Raw genomic sequence first — 18,995 nt, forward strand, 5'->3', positions numbered from 1 at the left:
GAAAGCTATCGACAGTCCGCTGCTTCCCGGCAGCGCCGATCCGAGTCTTGTTGTTGTCTGCAGGCAGATCTGGCGAGTTCGGAGCCGTCGATAGTAGAAAAGTAGGGGTTTTCCATCATTCACCCAAAAAGCGGGTGAAAAACCAACTTAACCCGCCCGTGAACGCTTGTCCACGGCTTTGTCTGGCGAGAACAGTCAGAAATTTCAAACAGCCATTAACATTCAGTGACTTAGTCAGACGACCTGCAACAAAGAGGGGTGTATGGGGAACAAACCAGAGGATCATGCTGCCAATCTGCGAAGAGACCAAAATAAACGGCCCACCCCCAGGGGGTGGGCCGTCAAAGACAGGCCAGTTTCACTGCTCGTCTTCGGGCTCCGCCAGCCAGATCTGCTGATCCGGGTCCGTCTCTTCGCAGACCGAGATGCTGACCCCCATGTCGATCAGCTCGTGCAGCGTCAGATTGTCCGCCAGGGTCATGGTGTCGCCGTTTTCATTGGTAAAGCGCATGTTGTCCGTCCTCTCCGTGATGGGATCAACTCAGTTTAGTCAAAGGCGCTGAGTTGGGATAACCAGGGTCGCGCCAGGGGGTTGCCCGCCAATTCGCTGAGCCGATCGCACACCTCCTCCGGGAAGAGGGTTCGGGCCCACAACCGGCGGGAGAGTGACTCGGTTTCTTCCACCGCCCCTGCGGCCAGCCAGTCGGCCAGCTCACCCGCCACATCGGGATAGCACACCCTGCCGGGGGCTGGCGCATCCAGCCAGGCTCTCACCCCATTGGCATCCAGCGCCTCCATCAGCTGGGCCAGCCCCATCAGATCCAGGGTCCTGCCGTTGGTCAGCTGCTCGAACTGGCCGACCAGGGGTTTGACCAGCAGTTTCTTGCCCAGCGACAAGGCTTCGGACGCCAGCTCGAACCCCGCATTGCTGATGACGCCGCGGCAACCCGCCAGCGCCTGCTTGAACCCCTCCCTCGCCTGGGGTTCGAAGCAGATGTTGCGCCACTGGCTGGCACTGCGAATGGCCGGATGAAAGCAGATGAAGCGCTGCTGGCTGAAACGCGACAGCAGGGCCGCGATGGCCTCGGTCTGCTCGAACGGCAGATAGACCAGGATCTGCTGGTTGTCTGGGGTCGGCGCCAGAGGATCTATGATGGGCGGCAGCAGGGGCTGGCCGAAGTGAAACCAGTGCAGGCCAAGTGACCGGCTCACCGGCGCGAAATGACGCATCAGCTGGTGATTGAAGCGGCTCTCTCCCCAACGCGGAATGGGCCAGTCGAAGCTGGCCTGATGGCTGATGGTGAGGCTGGGCTTGCCCCAACGCCGGGCGGCATGGGCCGTGATCGGCTCGAAGTCGCTGATGACGAGATCGTAGTCGCGGCAGTCGAGGGCGCGCAGATCCTGCCAGAAACGCAGGGGCGAGAGACCCTTGAGGGTGCGCCAGCCCGAGATTTTCCCCTGATGGCTGGTGAAGGTGATACCGGGAAAGGTGCGATAGTCCCCGAATTCCCCCATCTCGAAGTAGCCGTCGGCGGCACGGCCGCTGAACAGGTAGTCGACCTCGATCCCCCTGGCTTTCAGCGCCCTGGCCAGCGTACGGCTGCGACTGATGTGGCCGTTGCCGGTCCCCTGCACCCCGAACAGTATCCTCATCCCTGGCTCCAGCCGAGTGCCCAGAGGGCGCAACCGCCGCCGAGCAGGGCGCCGGCCACCAGATCGCTGAGATAATGCACCCCGAGCAGCAGGCGGGAGGCACCCACCAGCGTCGCCCAGACGAACAGCCATGGAGCCCAGCCTGGGAAACCCACGGCCAGCACGGTCGCCATCAGGAAGGCCGCCGCCGTGTGACCGGATGGCAGGCTGTAGCGATCGGAGGGAGTGATGAAGACAGGCAGGCCCGCCGGGCGCTGGCGCCTCAGGGCATTCTTGAGCAGCAGGTAGAGCGGCAGCTCGAGGGCAAAGGCCCACAGCGCCGTCTGCACCACGGCTCGCCCGCTCTCTCCCTGCCACCAGAGCAGGGCCGCCAGTACCCCATAGAGGGGACCGTCGCCGGTACGGGAGACGAACCGGCTGATACTGGCCTGCGGCCGGTTGTAGGGATGGAGCAGGCAGACACGGCACACCCGCAGGTCCCATTGCTGGATCTTGTTCATCACGCCCCCTTCCCTTGAGTCTTGGATGCAGACTAGGGGAGCGGCGTGACACTTCGTTGACGTTCAAATAACAGATCGATGAAAAAAGGGCCCTGCGGCCCTGTTTTCATCGATTTCCGGCACACCTCAGTTCAGGGAACCGCGCAGACCGTTCTCCATCAACTGGCAGTTGTGGGCCGCCAAGCGGCTCATGAAGCTCTCGTCCACGGTCAGACCGAACACCTGCTCGTAGAGATCCTTCATCACGAACGGCTGCCACATCATGCTGAGGAAGGAGATTTTCAGCATCTCGGGATCCAGGTTGTCCGCCAGCTGGCCGTTGGAACGCATGGTATCGAGCAGGGCATCGAACTGGGGAAGCTGGCGTTCCAGTAGACGGTTCAGCACAAAATCCCGCCCCGGGCTCTTCTCGGTCGACAATGCGCTGGAGATGGCGGAGGTCAGCTCGCTGTTCGGCGCCATCACCTGGTAGTAGGTGTTGAGCAGATCGGTCAGGCTGCGATTGCTGCTCTCGTCGTGCCAGGCCTGCTCCAGCGGCTCGGCCACATCCCCCAGCACCGCCTTGTAGAGGCCTTCCTTGCTGCCGAAGTAGTAGTGGATCATAGCCAGATTGGAACCGGCCAACTCGGCAATCTCGCGGGTCGTCACCTTGCTGTAGGGGGTGTTGAGAAAACGTTCGCGTGCGGCGGCAAGCAGCTTGTCACGAATGTCGGAACGTCCGACCGGACGGCCAGGTCTGCGTTTTTCCATGGAATACCTCAGATAATTCAGCAAGGGCTGATAAGTCGATCTGATTGTGCGGGTGATCGAGTACAGCAGGAATGACCAGATAATCAGGCATGAACCGAATATGGGACAAGAGAATTTGCACTCCTTTACAATCCGATTAAATAACCCAGTGAATTGAACCTGTCCGTTCAGGTTGACACAGCATAAAAATCTCGATATTGGTAGTAGCGTTATCGACTGGAAGGATTGAGTCATCATGCGTATTGCCGCCCCGCTACTACTGCTCTCCCTAATCGCGACTCCTCGCGCGGGATCCTTGTAGCCGGGCTAAGGCATAGCCGGAATTTACAGAAACCCGTGCACCCCGCACGGGTTTTTTTATGCCATGCAGGATGCACGCACCGAACTTAGGAAGAGGGAAGTCACATGTCAGATCGAGTCATCATATTCGATACCACCTTGCGTGATGGCGAGCAGGCGCTGTCGGCCAGCTTGACGGTCAAGGAGAAGCTGCAGATTGCCCAGGCGCTGGAACGGCTCGGAGTCGACATCATGGAAGTGGGTTTCCCCGTCTCCTCCCCCGGCGATTTTCAATCGGTGCAGACCATAGCCCGCCACATCAAGAACAGCCGGGTCTGCGCCCTGGCTCGCGCCCTGCAAAAAGACATCGACGCCGCCGGCGAGGCCTTGAAAGTGGCCGAGGCGTTTCGCATCCACACCTTTATCTCCACCTCATCGATTCATGTGGAGAGCAAGCTGAAGAAGAGCTTCGAAGACGTGCTGGAGATGGGGGTCGGCGCCATCAAGCACGCCCTGCGCTACACCGACGACGTGGAGTTCTCCTGCGAGGATGCGGGTCGTACACCGATTGACAACCTCTGCCGCATGGTGGAGGCCGCCATCAAGGCCGGCGCCCGCACCATCAACATTCCGGACACCGTGGGCTACACGGTGCCGACCGAATTTTCCGGCATCATCCACACCCTGTTCAACCGGGTGCCGAACATCGACAAGGCCATCATCTCGGTGCACTGCCACGACGATCTGGGCCTCTCGGTGGCGAACTCCATCGGCGCCGTGCAGATGGGGGCCCGCCAGATCGAGTGCACCATCAACGGCATCGGCGAGCGGGCGGGCAACTGCTCCCTGGAAGAGGTGGCGATGATCCTGAAAACCCGCGCCGACCTGCTCGGGGTGCACACCAACATCCGCCACCACGAGATCCACCGCACCAGCACCCTCGTCAGCCAGCTCTGCAACATGCCGGTGCAGCCCAACAAGGCGATCGTCGGGGCCAACGCCTTCTCCCACAGCTCCGGCATCCATCAGGATGGGGTGCTCAAGGCAAAGAACACCTACGAAATCATCACCCCCGAGAGCATCGGCCTCACCCAGAACAACCTCAACATGACCTCCCGCTCCGGTCGCCACGTGATCAAGCACCGGATGGAGTCCATGGGCTACGCCGAGAGCAGCTACGACCTCGACGATCTCTACGCCAAGTTCCTGGTGCTGGCGGACAAGAAGGGCCAGGTATTCGACTACGACCTCGAGGCCCTCGCCTTCTTCAGCCAGATCCACGAGGAGCCCGAGCACTTCAAGCTGGAGTACCTCGGTGTGCAGAGCGGCAGTTCGGTGCTCGCCACCGCCTCGGTGAAGCTGAAGGTAGGCCAGGATCTGGTGTGCGAGGCGGCCACCGGCAACGGCCCGGTGGATGCGGTCTACCAGTGCATCAATCGCATCACCGGCTACGAGATCCGCATCGACAAATACGAACTCAAGGGCAAGGGCGAGGGCAAGAACGCCCTCGGCCAGGTGGACATAGTCGCCGAGTACAAGGGGCGCAAGTTCCACGGCATGGGGCTGGCCACCGACATCATCGAATCCTCGGCCCAGGCCCTGGTCCACGTGATTAACAGCATCTGGCGCGCGGACCAGGTGGCCGAGCAGATGGAGCGCAACCACACCATCAAATCGGAAACCGTCTGAGCCCGCCGCCGGACAAGATGACAGCATGACATGGGGAGGACCGGGGCCTGGGCAGTGGTCCGGACCGGCCTCCCGGATGAAACGGAATCACACTATCAAGACGGAGAGAGTATGAGCAGTTATCGGATCGCAGTATTGCCGGGTGACGGCATTGGCCCGGAAGTGATGGCAGAGGCCATCAAGGTACTGGAAAAGGTGCAGACCAAATTCGGCTTCTCCCTCGACTATGACCGTCACGACGTCGGCGGCATCGCCATCGATAACCACGGCACACCGCTGCCCCAGAGCACGATCAAAGGCTGCGAAGCGGCCGATGCCGTGCTGTTCGGCTCGGTGGGCGGCCCCAAGTGGGAACACCTGCCGCCCAACGATCAGCCGGAACGCGGTGCCCTGCTGCCCCTGCGTGCCCACTTCAAACTGTTCTGCAACCTGCGCCCGGCCCGCATCTACACCGGTCTGGAGCAGTTCTCCCCGCTACGTGCCGACATCTCCGATCGCGGCTTCGACATCGCCTGCGTGCGCGAGCTGACCGGCGGCATCTATTTCGGCCAGCCCAAGGGGCGTGAAGGGGAAGGCGCCACCGAGAAGGCCTTCGATACCGAGGTGTACCACCGCTTCGAGATCGAGCGCATCGCCAAGATAGCGTTTGAATCGGCCCGGGTGCGTAAGGCCAGGGTCACCTCCATCGACAAGGCCAACGTGCTCGCCTCCTCCATCCTGTGGCGCGAGGTGGTGACCGAGGTCGCCAAGTCCTACCCGGACGTGGCCCTGAACCACATGTACATCGACAACGCCACCATGCAGCTCATCAAGGATCCGTCCCAGTTCGACGTGCTGCTCTGCTCCAACCTGTTCGGTGACATCCTCTCCGACGAGTGCGCCATGATCACTGGCTCCATGGGCCTGCTCCCCTCCGCCAGCCTCAACGAATCCGGCTTCGGCCTGTTCGAGCCGGCCGGTGGCTCGGCCCCGGATATCGCCGGCAAGGGGATCGCGAATCCCATCGCCCAGATCCTCTCCGCCGCCCTGATGCTGCGTTACAGTCTCGGCCAGGAAGCCGCCGCCCAGGCCATCGAGCAGGCCGTGGCCCAGACGCTGGCAGAAGGTTACTTCACCGCCGACCTGCACCAGGCGAGCGCCAAGCACCCGGTACAGAGCACCGCCGACATGGGCAGCCAGATCGCCGCACGCATCTGACGCCACCAGATAACAAGGAAGAGAGCAATGTCCAAGACCCTCTATCAGAAAGTGTTCGACGCCCACGTGGTGCGGGAAGTGGAAGGGGAAACCCCCCTCATCTACATCGACCGCCACCTGGTGCATGAAGTGACCAGCCCCCAGGCGTTCGACGGCCTGCGGGCCATGAACCGCCAGTTGCGTCGCCCGGATCTGACCTGGGCCACCATGGATCACAACGTCTCCACCACCACCAAGGACATCGCCGCCTCCGGCGAGATGGCCCGCATCCAGATGGAGACGCTCGCCGCCAACTGCAAGGAGTTCGGGGTCCGGCTCTATGACTTGAACCACAAATACCAGGGCATAGTCCACGTGATGGGTCCCGAGCTCGGCATCACCCTGCCCGGCACCACCATCGTCTGCGGCGACTCCCACACCGCCACCCATGGCGCCTTCGGCGCCCTGGCGTTCGGTATCGGCACCTCCGAGGTGGAGCACGTGATGGCCACCCAGACCCTGAAGCAGGGCCGCGCCAAGACCATGCGCATCAGCGTCAACGGCAAGCTGAGCGAGGGGATCAGCGCCAAGGACGTGGTGCTCGCCATCATCGGCAAGGTCGGCCACGCCGGTGGTACCGGCTATGTGGTGGAATTCGCCGGTGAGGCCATCGAAGGGCTCACCATGGAAGGGCGCATGACGGTGTGCAACATGGCCATCGAGCTCGGCGCCAAGGCAGGGATGATTGCCCCCGACCAGACCACCATCGACTACATCCGCGGCAAGGAGTTCGCTCCCAAGGGCGAGGTGCTGGAGCAGGCCATCGCCTACTGGCAAACCCTCAAGAGCGATGCCGATGCTAAGTTCGACGCCGAAGTGGTGCTGGACGCCGCCGACATCGCCCCTCAGGTCACCTGGGGCACCAACCCGGGCCAGGTCATCGCCGTCAATGAGCCCATCCCGGCGCCGGAATCCTTCACCGACCCGGTAGAGCAGCAGTCCGCCCGCAAGGCCCTCGCCTACATGGACCTGCAACCGGGCCAGAAGCTCTCCGACGTCGCCATCGACAAGGTGTTCATCGGTTCGTGCACCAACAGTCGCATCGAGGATCTGCGCGCTGCCGCCGCCATCGCCCGTGGCCGCAAGGTCGCCGCCGGGGTACAGGCCCTGGTGGTGCCGGGCTCCGAGCAGGTAAAGGCCCAGGCCGAAGCCGAGGGGCTGGACAAGATCTTCATCGAGGCAGGTTTTGAGTGGCGTTTGCCCGGCTGCTCCATGTGTCTGGCCATGAACAACGACCGGCTGCAACCGGGGGAGCGCTGCGCCTCCACCAGCAACCGCAACTTCGAAGGGCGCCAGGGCCGCGCCGGCCGCACCCACCTGGTGAGCCCGGCCATGGCTGCCGCCGCCGCCGTCACCGGCCGTTTCGCCGACATTCGCGCGCTGTAAGAGGGGTTGAGGATGAAAGCATTCAAACAACACGGACGGCCCTTCGCCGTCACCGACATCATCTTCGCCGACATTCGTGCACTGTAAGAGGGAACGTACATGACAGGTTTCAAACAGCATAAAGGGATCGTCGTCCCCCTCGACAGCGCCAACGTCGACACCGACGCCATCATTCCCAAGCAGTTCCTGCAGAAGGTGAACCGCATCGGCTTTGGCAAGCACCTGTTCCACGACTGGCGCTTCCTGGACGATGCAGGGGAGCAGCCCAACCCCGAGTTCGTGCTGAACCAGCCACAATTCGCCGGTGCCAGCATCCTGCTGGCCCGCGAGAACTTCGGCTGCGGCTCGAGTCGCGAGCACGCCCCCTGGGCGCTGGCGGACTACGGCTTCAAGACCATGATTGCCCCAAGCTTTGCCGACATCTTCTACGGCAACGCCATCAACAACGGCATGGTGCCGGTTCGTCTGAAGGAGGAGGAGGTCGAGGCCCTGTTCCAGCTGGTCGCCGCCCAGCCGGGCATCGAGATCGAAGTGGATCTGGAGGCCAACCAGGTGCGGGCCGGTGCGCTCACGTTCGGCTTCGAAATCGACGAGTTCCGTCGTTACTGCCTGCTCAACGGGTTGGATGCCATCGGTCTGACCCTGCAGCACGAGACTGCCATCAGTGCCTTCGAGGCGAAGCAGCCGAGCTGGATCTGACGGGCTCAAGGCCGGCATAAGTGCCTTCGTGACAAGGTGAGACAACCGAACGGGATCTGACGCACCCGGTGCCATAAAACGAGTAGAATCCACAGGGAGCCCAGGCTCCCTGTTCTATTTTCCACCCCGCCACTGGGGTTCACCGCTCAGGAAGGCATGATGAAGAGACGCCCCCTCCCCCTGCTGCTCAGCCTGCTGCTTGCCCTGCCGGCCAGTGCAGGACAGACCCATTTTGGCAACAATGGGGGCCTGCTCAGCGTCGACTGGCAGGACAGGGAGGGCCAGGCGCAGCAGCTCGGTTACCGGCTGGAGCCGGGCAAGCTGCCACCCCTCATCGCCTATCGCCCGGCCCGCATGCAGGAGGAGGTGTTGCAGCGCCTGCTGCAACAGGCCGCCACCGAGTTTCCCGAGGTGCAGTTCTCCCTCGTCCGCCCCGGCATGACCCTGAGCCTCAAGAGCCGCAACGCCGACAAGGCGAGGGAAGCCTCCCAATGGGTCAAGCCGGAGCAGGCCAGGCTGGAGCAGGAGTGGCTCAAGCAACACTATTTCCAGCCGTTCACCACTCCCGACGGCACCCCCGCCATCAAGCAGGATCATGTGCGCATCGCCCTGGAGAGCCGGTCCGAGCTGGCGCCGCTCGCCGATCAGCTCAAGCAGCAGGGCACCACGGAGACCGAGGCGCGCCAGAAGACGGTGGTGTACATCCTCGACTTCATCCAGACCATTCCCTATCAGCTGCTCGACAGCCAGTCGGGGCGCTCGGGCAAGGGCTTTTTAAGCCCGCGTCAGGTGCTGGAGCAGAACCGGGGGGATTGCGACAGCAAGGTGACCCTGATGGCCGCCCTGCTTGCCCAGCTCTTCCCCGAACTGAAGCAGGCCATGGTGTTCGTGCCGGGTCATGCCCTGCTGGGGGTGGCCCTGCCGGCCGGGCCGGGGGATGCCACCCTGAGCCACGAGGGTGAAACCTATCTGCTGATGGAGCCGACCGGCCCGGCCCAGCTCCCCATGGGCCAGCTCGCCCCCGCCAGCCGGGTTCTGGTCGACAGCAGGCAGCTGAGCGTACAGCCGGTGCTGGCCAGCCAGTGAGGCATCTGCCCGCGGGCATTGACGTTAACAGGGGAAACCGGCCAGCACGGGGTTGGCCGATGACGGGGGCAGGATGAGGCAGGCGCCTCAGGCCAGGGATTGGAACTCCAGGGCCAGCAGGAGGCCATCCTCCTCCTCCAGCACCCGCACTATGCGGGCCTGGGCCTCGAAGGGCGGCAGCAGGTTGCTTCTGGTGGCCAGGCTCACCCGGATGGGCTGCTCCGGATCGAACCCGTGTTCATTCACCTCGACGCCCATGCCGTTGGCGCTGAGATCCCGGCAGATCCCCTCCAGCACCTGTTCATGCTGGAACAGGGTGACGGGGGCATTGATGACCATGCGCTGGAAGGCTCGTCTTTCCTTGGTGCTGGTAATCACTTGGGCTTCCTCCTCGGTGGTGGCGCGCACGATGCGGCCCGTGAAACATAGTGCTGGCCTCCCCCCAGGAACGCCAATACAATGCGGAGCGTTGCTCAAACGGGGTGCGGTTTACCGCTGAGATTATACCCGTGAACCTGATCCAGATAATGCTGGCGGAGGAATTTGAGGCATGGCGCGCGTTTTTGCGCCCTCATCCGCTGGCCCTCACCACACGAGACGTGCCATCGATGAGCAGCCCGCTGCCCATGGCACCTCAGGACCCACAGGAGTGCCATTGATGAAGACCCTGCTGTTGCTCGCCACCGGCCTGCTCTCTGCCCAGGCGTTTGCCGCCGACACCCTCACCGTCTACACCTACGACTCCTTCGCCGCCGAATGGGGGCCGGGTCCCAAGATCAAGCCAGCATTCGAGAAGGAGTGCGGCTGTACCCTCAACCTGGTGGCGCTGGAAGACGGCGTCGCCATCCTCAATCGGCTGCGGCTGGAAGGGCAGCACAGCAAGGCCGACCTGGTGCTGGGGCTGGACGATGCCCTCATCAGCGAAGCCAAGCAGAGCGGCCTGTTCGCCCCCCACAAGACCGAACTCGCCACTCTCAAGGTGCCCGGTGGCTGGCAGGACGACACCTTCGTCCCCTATGACTACGGCTACTTCGCCTTCGTCTACGACGGCGGCAAGCTCAAGCAGCCTCCCAAGAGCCTGAAGGAGCTGGTGGAGCGCCCCGATCTCAAGGTGATCTACCAGGATCCCCGCACCTCCACCCCGGGTCAGGGGCTGATGCTGTGGATGAAGTCCGTCTATGGCGATCAGGCACCCGCCGCCTGGGCGCAGCTGGCCAAGAAGACAGTCACCGTCACCAAGGGGTGGTCCGAGGCCTACGGCATGTTCCTCGATGGCGAGGCGGACATGGTGCTCTCCTACACCACCTCCCCCGCCTATCACCTGATCGCCGAGAACAAGCCCCAGTACCGGGCTGCCGCGTTCGAGGAGGGGCACTATCGCCAGGTGGAGGTAGCCGCCAAGCTCAAGGGCACCAAACAGGACAAGCTGGCGGACCAGTTCCTGCAGTTCATGGTCAGCCCCGCCTTCCAGAACGAGATCCCCTCCGGCAACTGGATGTATCCGGTAACAGACGTGGCGCTGCCCAAGGGTTTCGAGCAAATGATCACCGTCACCAGGCCGCTCGCCTTCACTGCCGATGAGGTGGCCGCCAACCGCAAGGGGTGGATCCGCGAATGGCTGCAAGCCGTCACCCAGTGAGACCTCACGCTCGCCCGCTCTGGTGGCTGCCCGGCAGTGCGGCCACTAGCCTGATCCTGCTGTTGTCTCTGGGGCCGCTCGTGGCCCTGCTGTGGCAGGCCGGCACCCTGTCGCCCCGCACCCTGATGGCCGATCCCTACCTGCGCCACGTGCTGGGCTTCAGCCTCTGGCAGGCCCTGCTCTCCACCCTGCTGAGCTTAGGTATCGCCATCCCGGTGGCGCGAGCCCTGGCGCGGCGCCGTTTTCGAGGCCGCCGCCTGCTGCTGAAATTGTTCGGCCTCTCCCTGGTACTGCCCGTCATCATCGCCATCTTCGGCATGGTTGCGGTGCACGGCCGCCAGGGGTGGCTGCCGCAACTGCTGCACGGCCTGGGCCTGGACCCCGGCAACTATCTGTACGGCCTGTTCGGCATCTTGCTGGCCCACGTCTTCTTCAACATGCCGCTGGCCGCACGCCTCATCCTGCTGAGCATAGAGAGCATCCCCGAGTCCTCCTGGCGCCTCGCCAGCCAGCTCGGCATGCGCTCCTCACATATCTTCCGGCTGCTGGAGTGGCCGCTCATCCGCGCCATACTGCCGGGGCTGGCCAGCCTTATCTTCATGCTCTGTTTCACCAGCTTCACCACAGTGCTGGCCCTCGGCGGCGGTCCCAAGTCCACCACCCTGGAGGTGGCCGTCTACCAGGCCCTGCGTTTCGACTTCGACCTCGCCACCGCCGGCGGACTCGCCCTGGTGCAGCTGCTGCTGACCCTGCTCCTGCTCCTGCTGCAACACAAGCTGCAGACCACCCCGGCCAGCCGGATCGAGAGTCGCCGCCCCTGTCTGAGGCCGGATCGCCATCAGGCGGGCACCCTCTGGGTGGATCTGGCCGCGCTCGGCCTCGCCCTCGCCATCTTCCTGCCGCCGCTGCTGGCCATCGTCGTCGCCGGGTTCAATCCCGGCCTGCTGACGGCGCTGGGGTCACACCAGCTGTGGCAGGCGGGGGGCCAGTCGCTCGTGATCGCCCTCGCCGCCGGCTCCCTGGCGACCCTGCTCGGCGCCGGCCTGCTGCTCACCAGCCGTCACCTGAGGGTGCGGGATCGCAAGCGGCGGGCCGCCGCCCTGTGGGAGGCCAGCGGCTCCATGATCCTGATGATCCCGGCGGTGGTGCTCTCCACGGGCCTCTTTATCCTGTTTATGCCGTTCACCGATGTCTTCGCCCTGGGGCCCTGGCTGGTGGTGCTGGTCAACGCCCTGATGGCGCTGCCCTATGTGCTGCGCACCCTCAGCGCCCCCATGCAGCTGGTGGTGCGCCAGTACGATCGGCTGGCGGACAGCCTGGGGGTGCGCGGCCTGCATCGCCTGCGTCTGGTAGAGTGGCCCCTGCTGCGCCGTCCGCTGGCGCTCGCCATGGCCCTCTCGATGATACTGTCCCTCGGGGATCTAGGCGCCATCGCCATGTTCGGCAGCCAGACCCTCACCACCCTGCCCTGGCTGCTCTACCAGCAGCTCGGCAGCTACCGGCTGACCGAGGCGGCCGCCACCGCCCTGCTGCTGCTCACCCTCTGCTTCTCCCTGTTCTGGCTGGTGGAGCGGGGGCTAGGAGGAAGAAATGTCGATCATTGATACCCAGTCCCGTGTTCCCATGTCTTACGTTCTGGCTGGTGGAACGAAAGACGGGAGGAAAGCATGCTGATCATTGACGAGCTGATCACCAGCTATCCGGATTGGCGGGTCAGCTTTACCGCCACCCTGCCCAGGGGAGAGATCACCGCCCTCATCGGTCCGAGCGGCGCCGGCAAGTCCACCCTGCTCGGCATGATAGCGGGCTTCGTCCCGGTGGAATCCGGCACCCTCGCCTTCGACGGTCAGGATCTGCTGCCGCTCGGCCCCGCCGAGCGCCCGGTCACCACCCTGTTCCAGGATCACAACCTCTTCCTGCACCTGTCGGTATTCGACAATATCGCCATCGGCCTGCACCCCGGCCTGCGGCTGAGTGCCGCCCAGCGGGCACAGGTGATCGATGCGGCCGGACGGGTCGGTCTTGGCGAGATGCTGAGCCGCCTGCCTGAGCAACTCTCCGGTGGCCAGCAACAGCGGGTCGGGCTCGCCCGCGCCCTGGTGCGGGGCAAGCCCCTGCTGCTGCTGGACGAGCCCTTCTCGGCGCTCGATCCCGCCCTGCGCCGGGAGATGCTGGCGGAAGTCGCCCGTCTCGCCTGCGAGCAGGGCATCACGGTGCTGATGGTGTCCCACAACCCTGAGGATGCCCAGCTAATTGCCGATCAGGTGCTGTTCGTGGACGAGGGGCGCATCGCCTTGCAGGGGACTCCAGACATACTGCAAAACAGCGATCACCCGGGGCTGCTGCGCTACCTGGGTCGCGCGCAGGGATAACGAGGCCAAGGGGATCAAAAAAGGGGAAGCCGGACGGCTTCCCCTTTCTCATGCAGAGATTACGTTAAATCAGAGATTTTCCTCGGCGAAGGAGGCGAGCCGGCTGCGCACCACCCCGTTCAGGAAGATGTTGGCACTGCCGTCGAAGTCCTTGAAACGCTCGACTATGTAGGTCAGCCCCGAGGTCACCGGGCTCAGGTAGTTGGAGTCGATCTGGGCCAGGTTGCCGGAGCAGACGATCTTGGTCCCCTCGCCGCAGCGGGTGATGATGGTCTTGATCTGGGAGGCGGTCAGGTTCTGGCACTCGTCCAGCAGCACGAAGGTGTTCTGGATGCTGCGCCCGCGCATGAAGTTGACCGATTTGAACTGGATATTGGCCTTCTCCATGATGTAACTCAGGGACCCGCTCATGTTCTCGTCCTGCTTGTGCAGCACTTCCAGGGTGTCGGTCACCGCCGCCAGCCAGGGCATCATCTTCTCCTCCTCGGTGCCGGGCAGGAAGCCGATACTCTCGGCGATCTCCGGGGTATTTCGGGTGACGATCACCTTCTCGTAGATCCCCTTCTCGATCACCAGCTCCAACGCGGCCGCCATGGCGAGCAGGGTCTTGCCGCAGCCGGCCGGGCCGGTCAGGATCACCAGGTCGATGTGCGGATCCAGCAGGGCATCCAGCGCCATGCCCTGATAGACGTTCTTGGGATGCACACCCCAGGCCTTGCGCGACATCAGCCGCTCGCGGCCGAGATCTTTCAGGCGGATCTTGTTGCCGTCGTGGCTCAGCACCCTGGCTGCAAAGAAGTTCTCCTCGTCCAGCAGGTACTGGTTGACGTGCACGCCCTCCAGCAGATTGGCGTCGATGACGTGGACCGTATCGCGACCATGGGTCTCGCTGTCGCACTCGCCGACCCGCTCCCAGAAGCTGCCGGGCACCACCTGGAAGCCCTTGGCCAGCAGACGGATGTCATCGATCAGCTGGTCGCTGCGATAGTCCTCCACATGGGCAAGTCCCGCCCCCTTGGCCTTGAGGCGCATGTTGATGTCTTTGGTGACCAGCACCACCTGGCGCTTCATCTCGTGTTTTTGCAGGTAGAGGGCGGCGTTGATGATGCGGTTGTCCGCCTCCTTGTCGGTGAACACCTCGGCATCCTGGGGCAGATGGTGATCGCTGAAGATGGAGATATGGCCGCTCGCCTCACCGGCCAGCGCCACCCCTTGCACTATTTGCTCGGGGGTCGCGTCACGGAATACGTCCTCCAGCGCGCGGATGGCGATGCGGGCATCGCGGCTGACGTCCTTGTGGCGATCCTTTATGTTGTCGAGCTCTTCCAGCACCGTCATGGGGATGAGCACGTCGTGCTCTTTGAAGGAGTAGATGGCGAGGGGTTCGTGAAGCAGAACGTTGGTATCCAGGATAAACAGCTTTCGGTCCGTGTTGTCCATAAGCATCCTCCTTGGCACTGAAGGTGCCACGTGTGTGAATCTCAGATGTCATTGAAACCACACGGCCGTGACAGTTTTATTACCCCCAACGCTACGCCCGAATTTACCAGCACGCAACAAATCGCTGCCGCCATAGGCGTCGTTCGAACATAAAAGCGGCAATGAAAAGGCCGGCATTGCGCCGGCCTTCTCTCGCTGTCAGCGGCTCAACCGCACTTGGAATCGCCGCAGTTGAGGCAGGTCATGCAGCCATCCTTCAGCACCAGCGCCTTGGTGTGGCACTTGTAGCAGAGCGCCGCACCGGGCGGGAAACCGCTGCCCGCCTGCTGTTCTTCTGCCTGTTGCTGTGCCTGCAGTTCCGCCTGCTTCTCGGCCAGAAACGCCTGCTGGTGCTCGTCCAGCCCGGGCACCTTGAGCATGCCGATCTCGGTGAGATGGGTCTCGATCACGTTGCCAATCTCGGCAATCAGCGACGGCACGTACTTACCCTTGTTCCAGTAGCCCCCCTTGGGATCGAACACGGACCTCAGCTCCTCCACCAGGAAGGTGACATCCCCTCCTTTGCGAAACACAGCCGAGATGATGCGGGTCAGCGCCACTATCCACTGGTAGTGTTCCAGGCTCTTGGAGTTGATGAAGATCTCGAACGGGCGGCGCGTCTCGTGCACCGTGCCCTCGTTGAGAATGATGTCGTTGATGGTGATAAACAGCGAGTGCTCGGAGACATGCTCCGGCGTCTTCAGCTTGTAGGTGGTGCCCATCAGCCGCTCAGGGCGCAGCACCGTCTCGTGCATATGCACCACGTCATCCTCGGGGGCCTGCGCTTCTTGCGGCTCATCCCTGGTTTTCACCTTGTAGGCGACGATTTTCCTGTCGATCTTCTTGACCATGATCTGTTCTCAGAATTTGCCGTAATAGCCTTCTTTCAAGGCGTCATAGAGGTTGGCGGCGGTGTGCAGCTCGCCATCGTATTCGATCTCTTCGTTCCCTTTCGCCGTGATGACGGAGCCATCCTCCAGGGTGAACTCGTACTGAGTGTTCTCCAGATCCTGCTCCTTCACCAGCACCCCCTGGAAGGCCTCGGGGTTGAAGCGGAAGGTGGTGCAGCCCTTGAGGCCCGAGTCCGAGGCATAGAGATAGATATCCTTGAACCGCTCGAACGGGAAATCGGTCGGCACGTTGGCGGTCTTGGAGATGGAGGAGTCAATCCAGCGCTGGGCGGCGGCCTGGATGTCCACGTGCCCGGTCGGGCTGATGTCGTCGGCGGTGATGAAGTAATCCGGCAACCGGCTCCCCTCATCCTCCCCATAGGGCATGGCCCCCGGGTTCACCAGCTCGCGATAGGCGAGCAGCTCGAAGGAGTAGACGTCCACGCTCTCCTTGCTCTTCTTGCCCGGCTTGATGACGTTGCGGCTGTAGTGGTGGGCGAAGCTCGGCTCTATGCCGTTGCTGGCGTTGTTGGCCAGCGACAGGGAAATGGTTCCGGTCGGCGCTATGCTGCTGTGGTGGGTGAAACGCCCGCCCACCTCGGCCAGCTCGGCCACCAGGGCGGGATCCACCTCGGCCACCTGCTGCATGTAGCGGCTGTAGCGGGCGTGCAGCACCTTGCCCTTCACCTTGTCGCCGAGCTTGATGCCGTCCGCCGCCATCTCGGGGCGCAGGCGCAGCATCTTGCCGGTCACCTCGAACTCCTGCTCCATGATGGGTGCCGGGCCCTTCTCCTTCGCCAGACGCAGAGACTCCTGCCAGCCGGTCATGGCCAGCTCCTGGGAGACCTGCTCGGTGAAGGCGATGGAGGCCGCGGAGCCGTATGTGAGCCGCAGCATGGTGAGGGTCGAGCCCAGGCCGAGGAAGCCCATGCCATGGCGGCGCTTGCTGAGGATCTCCTCGCGTTGCTGAGGCAAGGGCAGCTGGTTGATCTCCACCACGTTGTCGAGCATGCGGGTGAAGATGGCCACCACCTTGCGAAACGCGGGCCAGTCGAAGGCGGCCTGTTCGGTAAAGGGGTCACGCACGAAGGTAGTCAGATTGACCGAGCCGAGCAGGCAGGCGCCATAGGGCGGCAGGGGCTGTTCGCCGCAGGGGTTGGTGGCACGGATCTCCTCGCAGAACCAGTTGTTGTTCATCTGGTTCACCTTGTCGATCAGGATGAAGCCGGGCTCCGCATAGTCGTAGGTGGAGGTCATGATGACGTTCCAGAGCTTGCGCGCAGGCAGGGTCTTGTAGAGCTTGCAAGCCACCTGGCCCAGCTCGTTGATGACCACCCCCTCCTTGTTGGGCCAGTCCGCCCAGATCACCCTGGCGGGGTCATCCAGCGCTATGCCGTCCTGCTCCACCTCCTTGGCGGTGTAGGGGAAGATCAGTTGCCAGGGGGCATCTTCCTTCACCGCGTTCACGAACTCTTCGGTGATGAGCAGGGAGAGGTTGAACTGGCGCAGGCGACCATCCTCCCGCTTGGCCTGGATGAATTCGACGACATCGGGATGACGGATATCCATGGTGCCCATCTGGGCGCCACGACGACCACCGGCAGAGGAGACGGTGAAACACATCTTGTCGTAGATATCCATGAACGAGAGCGGCCCCGAGGTATAGGCCCCCGCTCCCGAGACGAAGGCTCCGCGCGGTCGCAGGGTCGAGAAGTCGTAACCGATGCCGCAACCCGCCTTCAGGGTCAGCCCCGCCTCGTGCACCTTGCCGAGGATATCGTCCATCGAATCTTCAATGGTGCCGGACACGGTGCAGTTGATGGTGGAGGTCGCCGGCTTGTGCTCGAAGGCGCCGGCGTTGGAGGTGATGCGGCCCGCCGGGATGGCGCCGTTGCGCAGGGCCCAGAGAAAGGGCTCATACCAGGCGTCAGGTTCACGCTCTTGCGCCGCCAAGGCACGGGCGACCCGCTGGTAGGTCTCGTCGATGGTACCGTCGATGGGCGTACCGTCCTTGCTCTTGAGGCGATACTTGCTGTCCCAGATCTCGAGGGACGTCTCCTGCAGGGGGATCTGGCGGGCGGCGGTGACACCCTCCAGCACAGGGATGGATTTGGCCATGTTCAATCAACCTCATATGAATGCAGCAGCATCTCGATGTCAAAAACACTACTAATAGTGAACATTTACACCACAAACACAATATATAGTAATTCTGTCGTGATAAGGGCGCAGATTCTATCCTAAAAAAATGCCCCGGCCAGCAGATTTCTGGGCCAGGGCATTCAACCGGTTCAATTTCCGAGAGATTTAACGCGAAGGGCTATCTCAGGGTTTCTTGACGTATACGCTCGGTGTCTCACCAGCCATATTCAGATAAAACTCGTAGACGCCATCCGCATCCGGTGAGAACTTCATGTCCTCATACTTGGAGCACGGGTTGACCGGTACAGGTTCCCCGCCGAGCACGGCAACGCCATCGCTCGGGCTCTTGTAACCAAAGTTGGTGCCGCAGCTCCAGCCGGAGTCGGCAAACTTGAACTTGTAAGGAGCCCACTCTTTCTTGAGTGTGCCCTTGGCCATGTAGAGCTTGTCGGCAACCTTGACCACCTTGCTCTCATCGGTCGCCATCCAGTCGTTCATCTCACCACGAAGGTAGATGGACTTGCCGCCGAAGTCGCTGTTGTCCGCCGCTGCCTGCTCTGCACCACCATTGGATGCGCAACCGCCTAATACCAGGGTTCCCGCCGCCAGCATCATCGTTACTGTTCTTTTGAACATGTGTCCATTCCTCAAATTATTGTGATTCCTTGGCCCAATCGAATGTGGGCAGACGAATTAAAGCAGAGCGGGACCGGCAAGAAAGGTAGGGGTATCACATTCTGTGCTTTTTATATCCAGCACACGGCGCCGATGGATAAATATCGAACAGAAAACCAGGAAGGTTATTGAATCGCAGATGGTACGCAGCAAGAGTGATGGGGAGTGCGAAGGGCCAAGACCAGCCAATCTGGCTGATTCTGAAACAATAAAAAACCCCGCTCAAATGAGCGGGGTTTTTCGTGTTGGGTGCCTGGCAGTGTCCTACTCTCGCATGGCGAATGCCACACTACCATCGGCGCTACAGCGTTTCACTTCTGAGTTCGGCATGGGGTCAGGTGGTTCCACTGCGCTATTGCCGCCAGGCAAAATCTTCAATCTGAAAAAGCTGATTTAATTATTCGTTCTCGGTATCTGCTACAAGCCTTCGAACACTTCTTGGGTGTTGTATGGTTAAGCCTCACGGGTAATTAGTATGGGTTAGCTCAACACGTCGCCGCGCTTACACACCCCACCTATC

17 protein-coding genes, 1 rRNA gene and 1 riboswitch are annotated in these 18,995 nt (G+C 62.4%); of the genes, 8 read left to right on the top strand and 10 right to left on the bottom strand.

Features of this window, described 5'->3' with window-relative positions; genetic code table 11:
* Positions 1-358 precede the first annotated feature (358 nt).
* The 4 genes from AB5Y72_RS09595 to AB5Y72_RS09610 all read right to left on the bottom strand — a co-directional run bounded on the left by AB5Y72_RS09595 (position 359) and on the right by AB5Y72_RS09610 (position 2,903).
* Positions 359-511 carry a hypothetical protein gene (locus AB5Y72_RS09595; protein ID WP_084202933.1) on the bottom strand — a complete coding sequence of 51 codons (153 nt, stop codon included), beginning with the start codon at positions 509-511 and terminating at the stop codon, positions 359-361.
* A gap of 35 nt (positions 512-546) precedes the next feature.
* Positions 547-1,653, bottom strand: coding sequence for an MJ1255/VC2487 family glycosyltransferase (locus AB5Y72_RS09600; protein WP_325781861.1), 1,107 nt, complete (start codon positions 1,651-1,653; stop codon positions 547-549).
* A complete protein-coding gene (locus tag AB5Y72_RS09605; RefSeq protein ID WP_325781987.1) occupies positions 1,650-2,153 on the bottom strand; it encodes a phosphatase PAP2 family protein in 504 nt (167 codons plus the stop codon). Before AB5Y72_RS09605 ends, AB5Y72_RS09600 begins: the two co-directional genes overlap by 4 nt.
* 126 nt (positions 2,154-2,279) lie before the next feature.
* Positions 2,280-2,903 (bottom strand): TetR/AcrR family transcriptional regulator, encoded by a 624-nt coding sequence (locus AB5Y72_RS09610; RefSeq protein ID WP_216990930.1) that lies wholly within the window; start codon positions 2,901-2,903, stop codon positions 2,280-2,282.
* 405 nt (positions 2,904-3,308) lie between these two features.
* Here AB5Y72_RS09610 and leuA point away from each other — a divergent pair, with 405 nt between their 5' ends.
* From leuA to AB5Y72_RS09635, 5 genes are all read left to right on the top strand, one after another.
* Positions 3,309-4,871, top strand: a complete 1,563-nt coding sequence (leuA, locus tag AB5Y72_RS09615) for a 2-isopropylmalate synthase (protein WP_325781860.1) — start codon at positions 3,309-3,311, stop codon at positions 4,869-4,871.
* Positions 4,872-4,982: 111 nt separating this feature from the next.
* Entirely contained in the window at positions 4,983-6,068 is a 1,086-nt protein-coding gene (leuB, locus tag AB5Y72_RS09620; protein WP_325781859.1) for a 3-isopropylmalate dehydrogenase, read from the top strand.
* Positions 6,069-6,095: 27 nt separating this feature from the next.
* The gene (gene leuC, locus AB5Y72_RS09625; RefSeq protein WP_216990932.1) at positions 6,096-7,493 is read left to right on the top strand and encodes a 3-isopropylmalate dehydratase large subunit; all 1,398 of its coding nucleotides are present in this window, start codon (positions 6,096-6,098) and stop codon (positions 7,491-7,493) included.
* Between the two features lie 99 nt (positions 7,494-7,592).
* Entirely contained in the window at positions 7,593-8,192 is a 600-nt protein-coding gene (gene leuD / locus AB5Y72_RS09630; RefSeq protein WP_216990933.1) for a 3-isopropylmalate dehydratase small subunit, read from the top strand.
* 156 nt (positions 8,193-8,348) lie between these two features.
* The gene (locus tag AB5Y72_RS09635) at positions 8,349-9,278 is read left to right on the top strand and encodes a transglutaminase-like domain-containing protein (protein WP_216990934.1); all 930 of its coding nucleotides are present in this window, start codon (positions 8,349-8,351) and stop codon (positions 9,276-9,278) included.
* A gap of 87 nt (positions 9,279-9,365) precedes the next feature.
* On the opposite strand, the gene AB5Y72_RS09640 is transcribed toward AB5Y72_RS09635, so the two are convergent.
* Entirely contained in the window at positions 9,366-9,656 is a 291-nt protein-coding gene (locus AB5Y72_RS09640) for a PilZ domain-containing protein (RefSeq protein WP_216990935.1), read from the bottom strand.
* Between the two features lie 90 nt (positions 9,657-9,746).
* Positions 9,747-9,837, top strand: a riboswitch (TPP riboswitch).
* A 99-nt stretch (positions 9,838-9,936) separates the two neighbouring features.
* On the opposite strand from AB5Y72_RS09640, the gene thiB reads away from it, so the two are divergent.
* The 3 genes from thiB (at position 9,937) to thiQ (ending at position 13,289) form a co-directional block, all read left to right on the top strand.
* Positions 9,937-10,917: a thiamine ABC transporter substrate binding subunit gene (gene thiB, locus AB5Y72_RS09645; protein ID WP_219142775.1), complete on the top strand. Its 981-nt coding sequence runs from the start codon at positions 9,937-9,939 to the stop codon at positions 10,915-10,917.
* The gene (gene thiP, locus AB5Y72_RS09650; RefSeq protein ID WP_325781858.1) at positions 10,893-12,521 is read left to right on the top strand and encodes a thiamine/thiamine pyrophosphate ABC transporter permease; all 1,629 of its coding nucleotides are present in this window, start codon (positions 10,893-10,895) and stop codon (positions 12,519-12,521) included. The genes thiB and thiP overlap by 25 nt, the downstream gene beginning before the upstream one ends.
* A 63-nt stretch (positions 12,522-12,584) precedes the next feature.
* Positions 12,585-13,289 (top strand): thiamine ABC transporter ATP-binding protein, encoded by a 705-nt coding sequence (thiQ, locus tag AB5Y72_RS09655; protein WP_219142777.1) that lies wholly within the window; start codon positions 12,585-12,587, stop codon positions 13,287-13,289.
* Between the two features lie 69 nt (positions 13,290-13,358).
* Here the strand turns inward: thiQ and AB5Y72_RS09660 are convergent, their stop codons facing one another.
* The 5 genes from AB5Y72_RS09660 to rrf form a co-directional block, all read right to left on the bottom strand.
* Positions 13,359-14,729, bottom strand: a complete 1,371-nt coding sequence (locus AB5Y72_RS09660; protein WP_042078269.1) for a PhoH family protein — start codon at positions 14,727-14,729, stop codon at positions 13,359-13,361.
* Positions 14,730-14,935: 206 nt separating this feature from the next.
* Positions 14,936-15,619 carry an NrdJb gene (locus AB5Y72_RS09665; protein WP_216990939.1) on the bottom strand — a complete coding sequence of 228 codons (684 nt, stop codon included), beginning with the start codon at positions 15,617-15,619 and terminating at the stop codon, positions 14,936-14,938.
* A 9-nt stretch (positions 15,620-15,628) separates the two neighbouring features.
* Entirely contained in the window at positions 15,629-17,776 is a 2,148-nt protein-coding gene (locus AB5Y72_RS09670) for an adenosylcobalamin-dependent ribonucleoside-diphosphate reductase (protein WP_216990940.1), read from the bottom strand.
* Positions 17,777-17,983: 207 nt separating this feature from the next.
* Entirely contained in the window at positions 17,984-18,436 is a 453-nt protein-coding gene (locus AB5Y72_RS09675) for a pullulanase (protein WP_042078267.1), read from the bottom strand.
* Positions 18,437-18,726: 290 nt separating this feature from the next.
* Positions 18,727-18,841, bottom strand: a 5S ribosomal RNA gene (gene rrf / locus AB5Y72_RS09680).
* Positions 18,842-18,995: the final 154 nt, after the last annotated feature.

The sequence above is a fragment of the Aeromonas sp. R7-4 genome (assembly GCF_040908055.1).
Taxonomy (GTDB): Bacteria; Pseudomonadota; Gammaproteobacteria; order Enterobacterales; family Aeromonadaceae; genus Aeromonas; species Aeromonas sanarellii.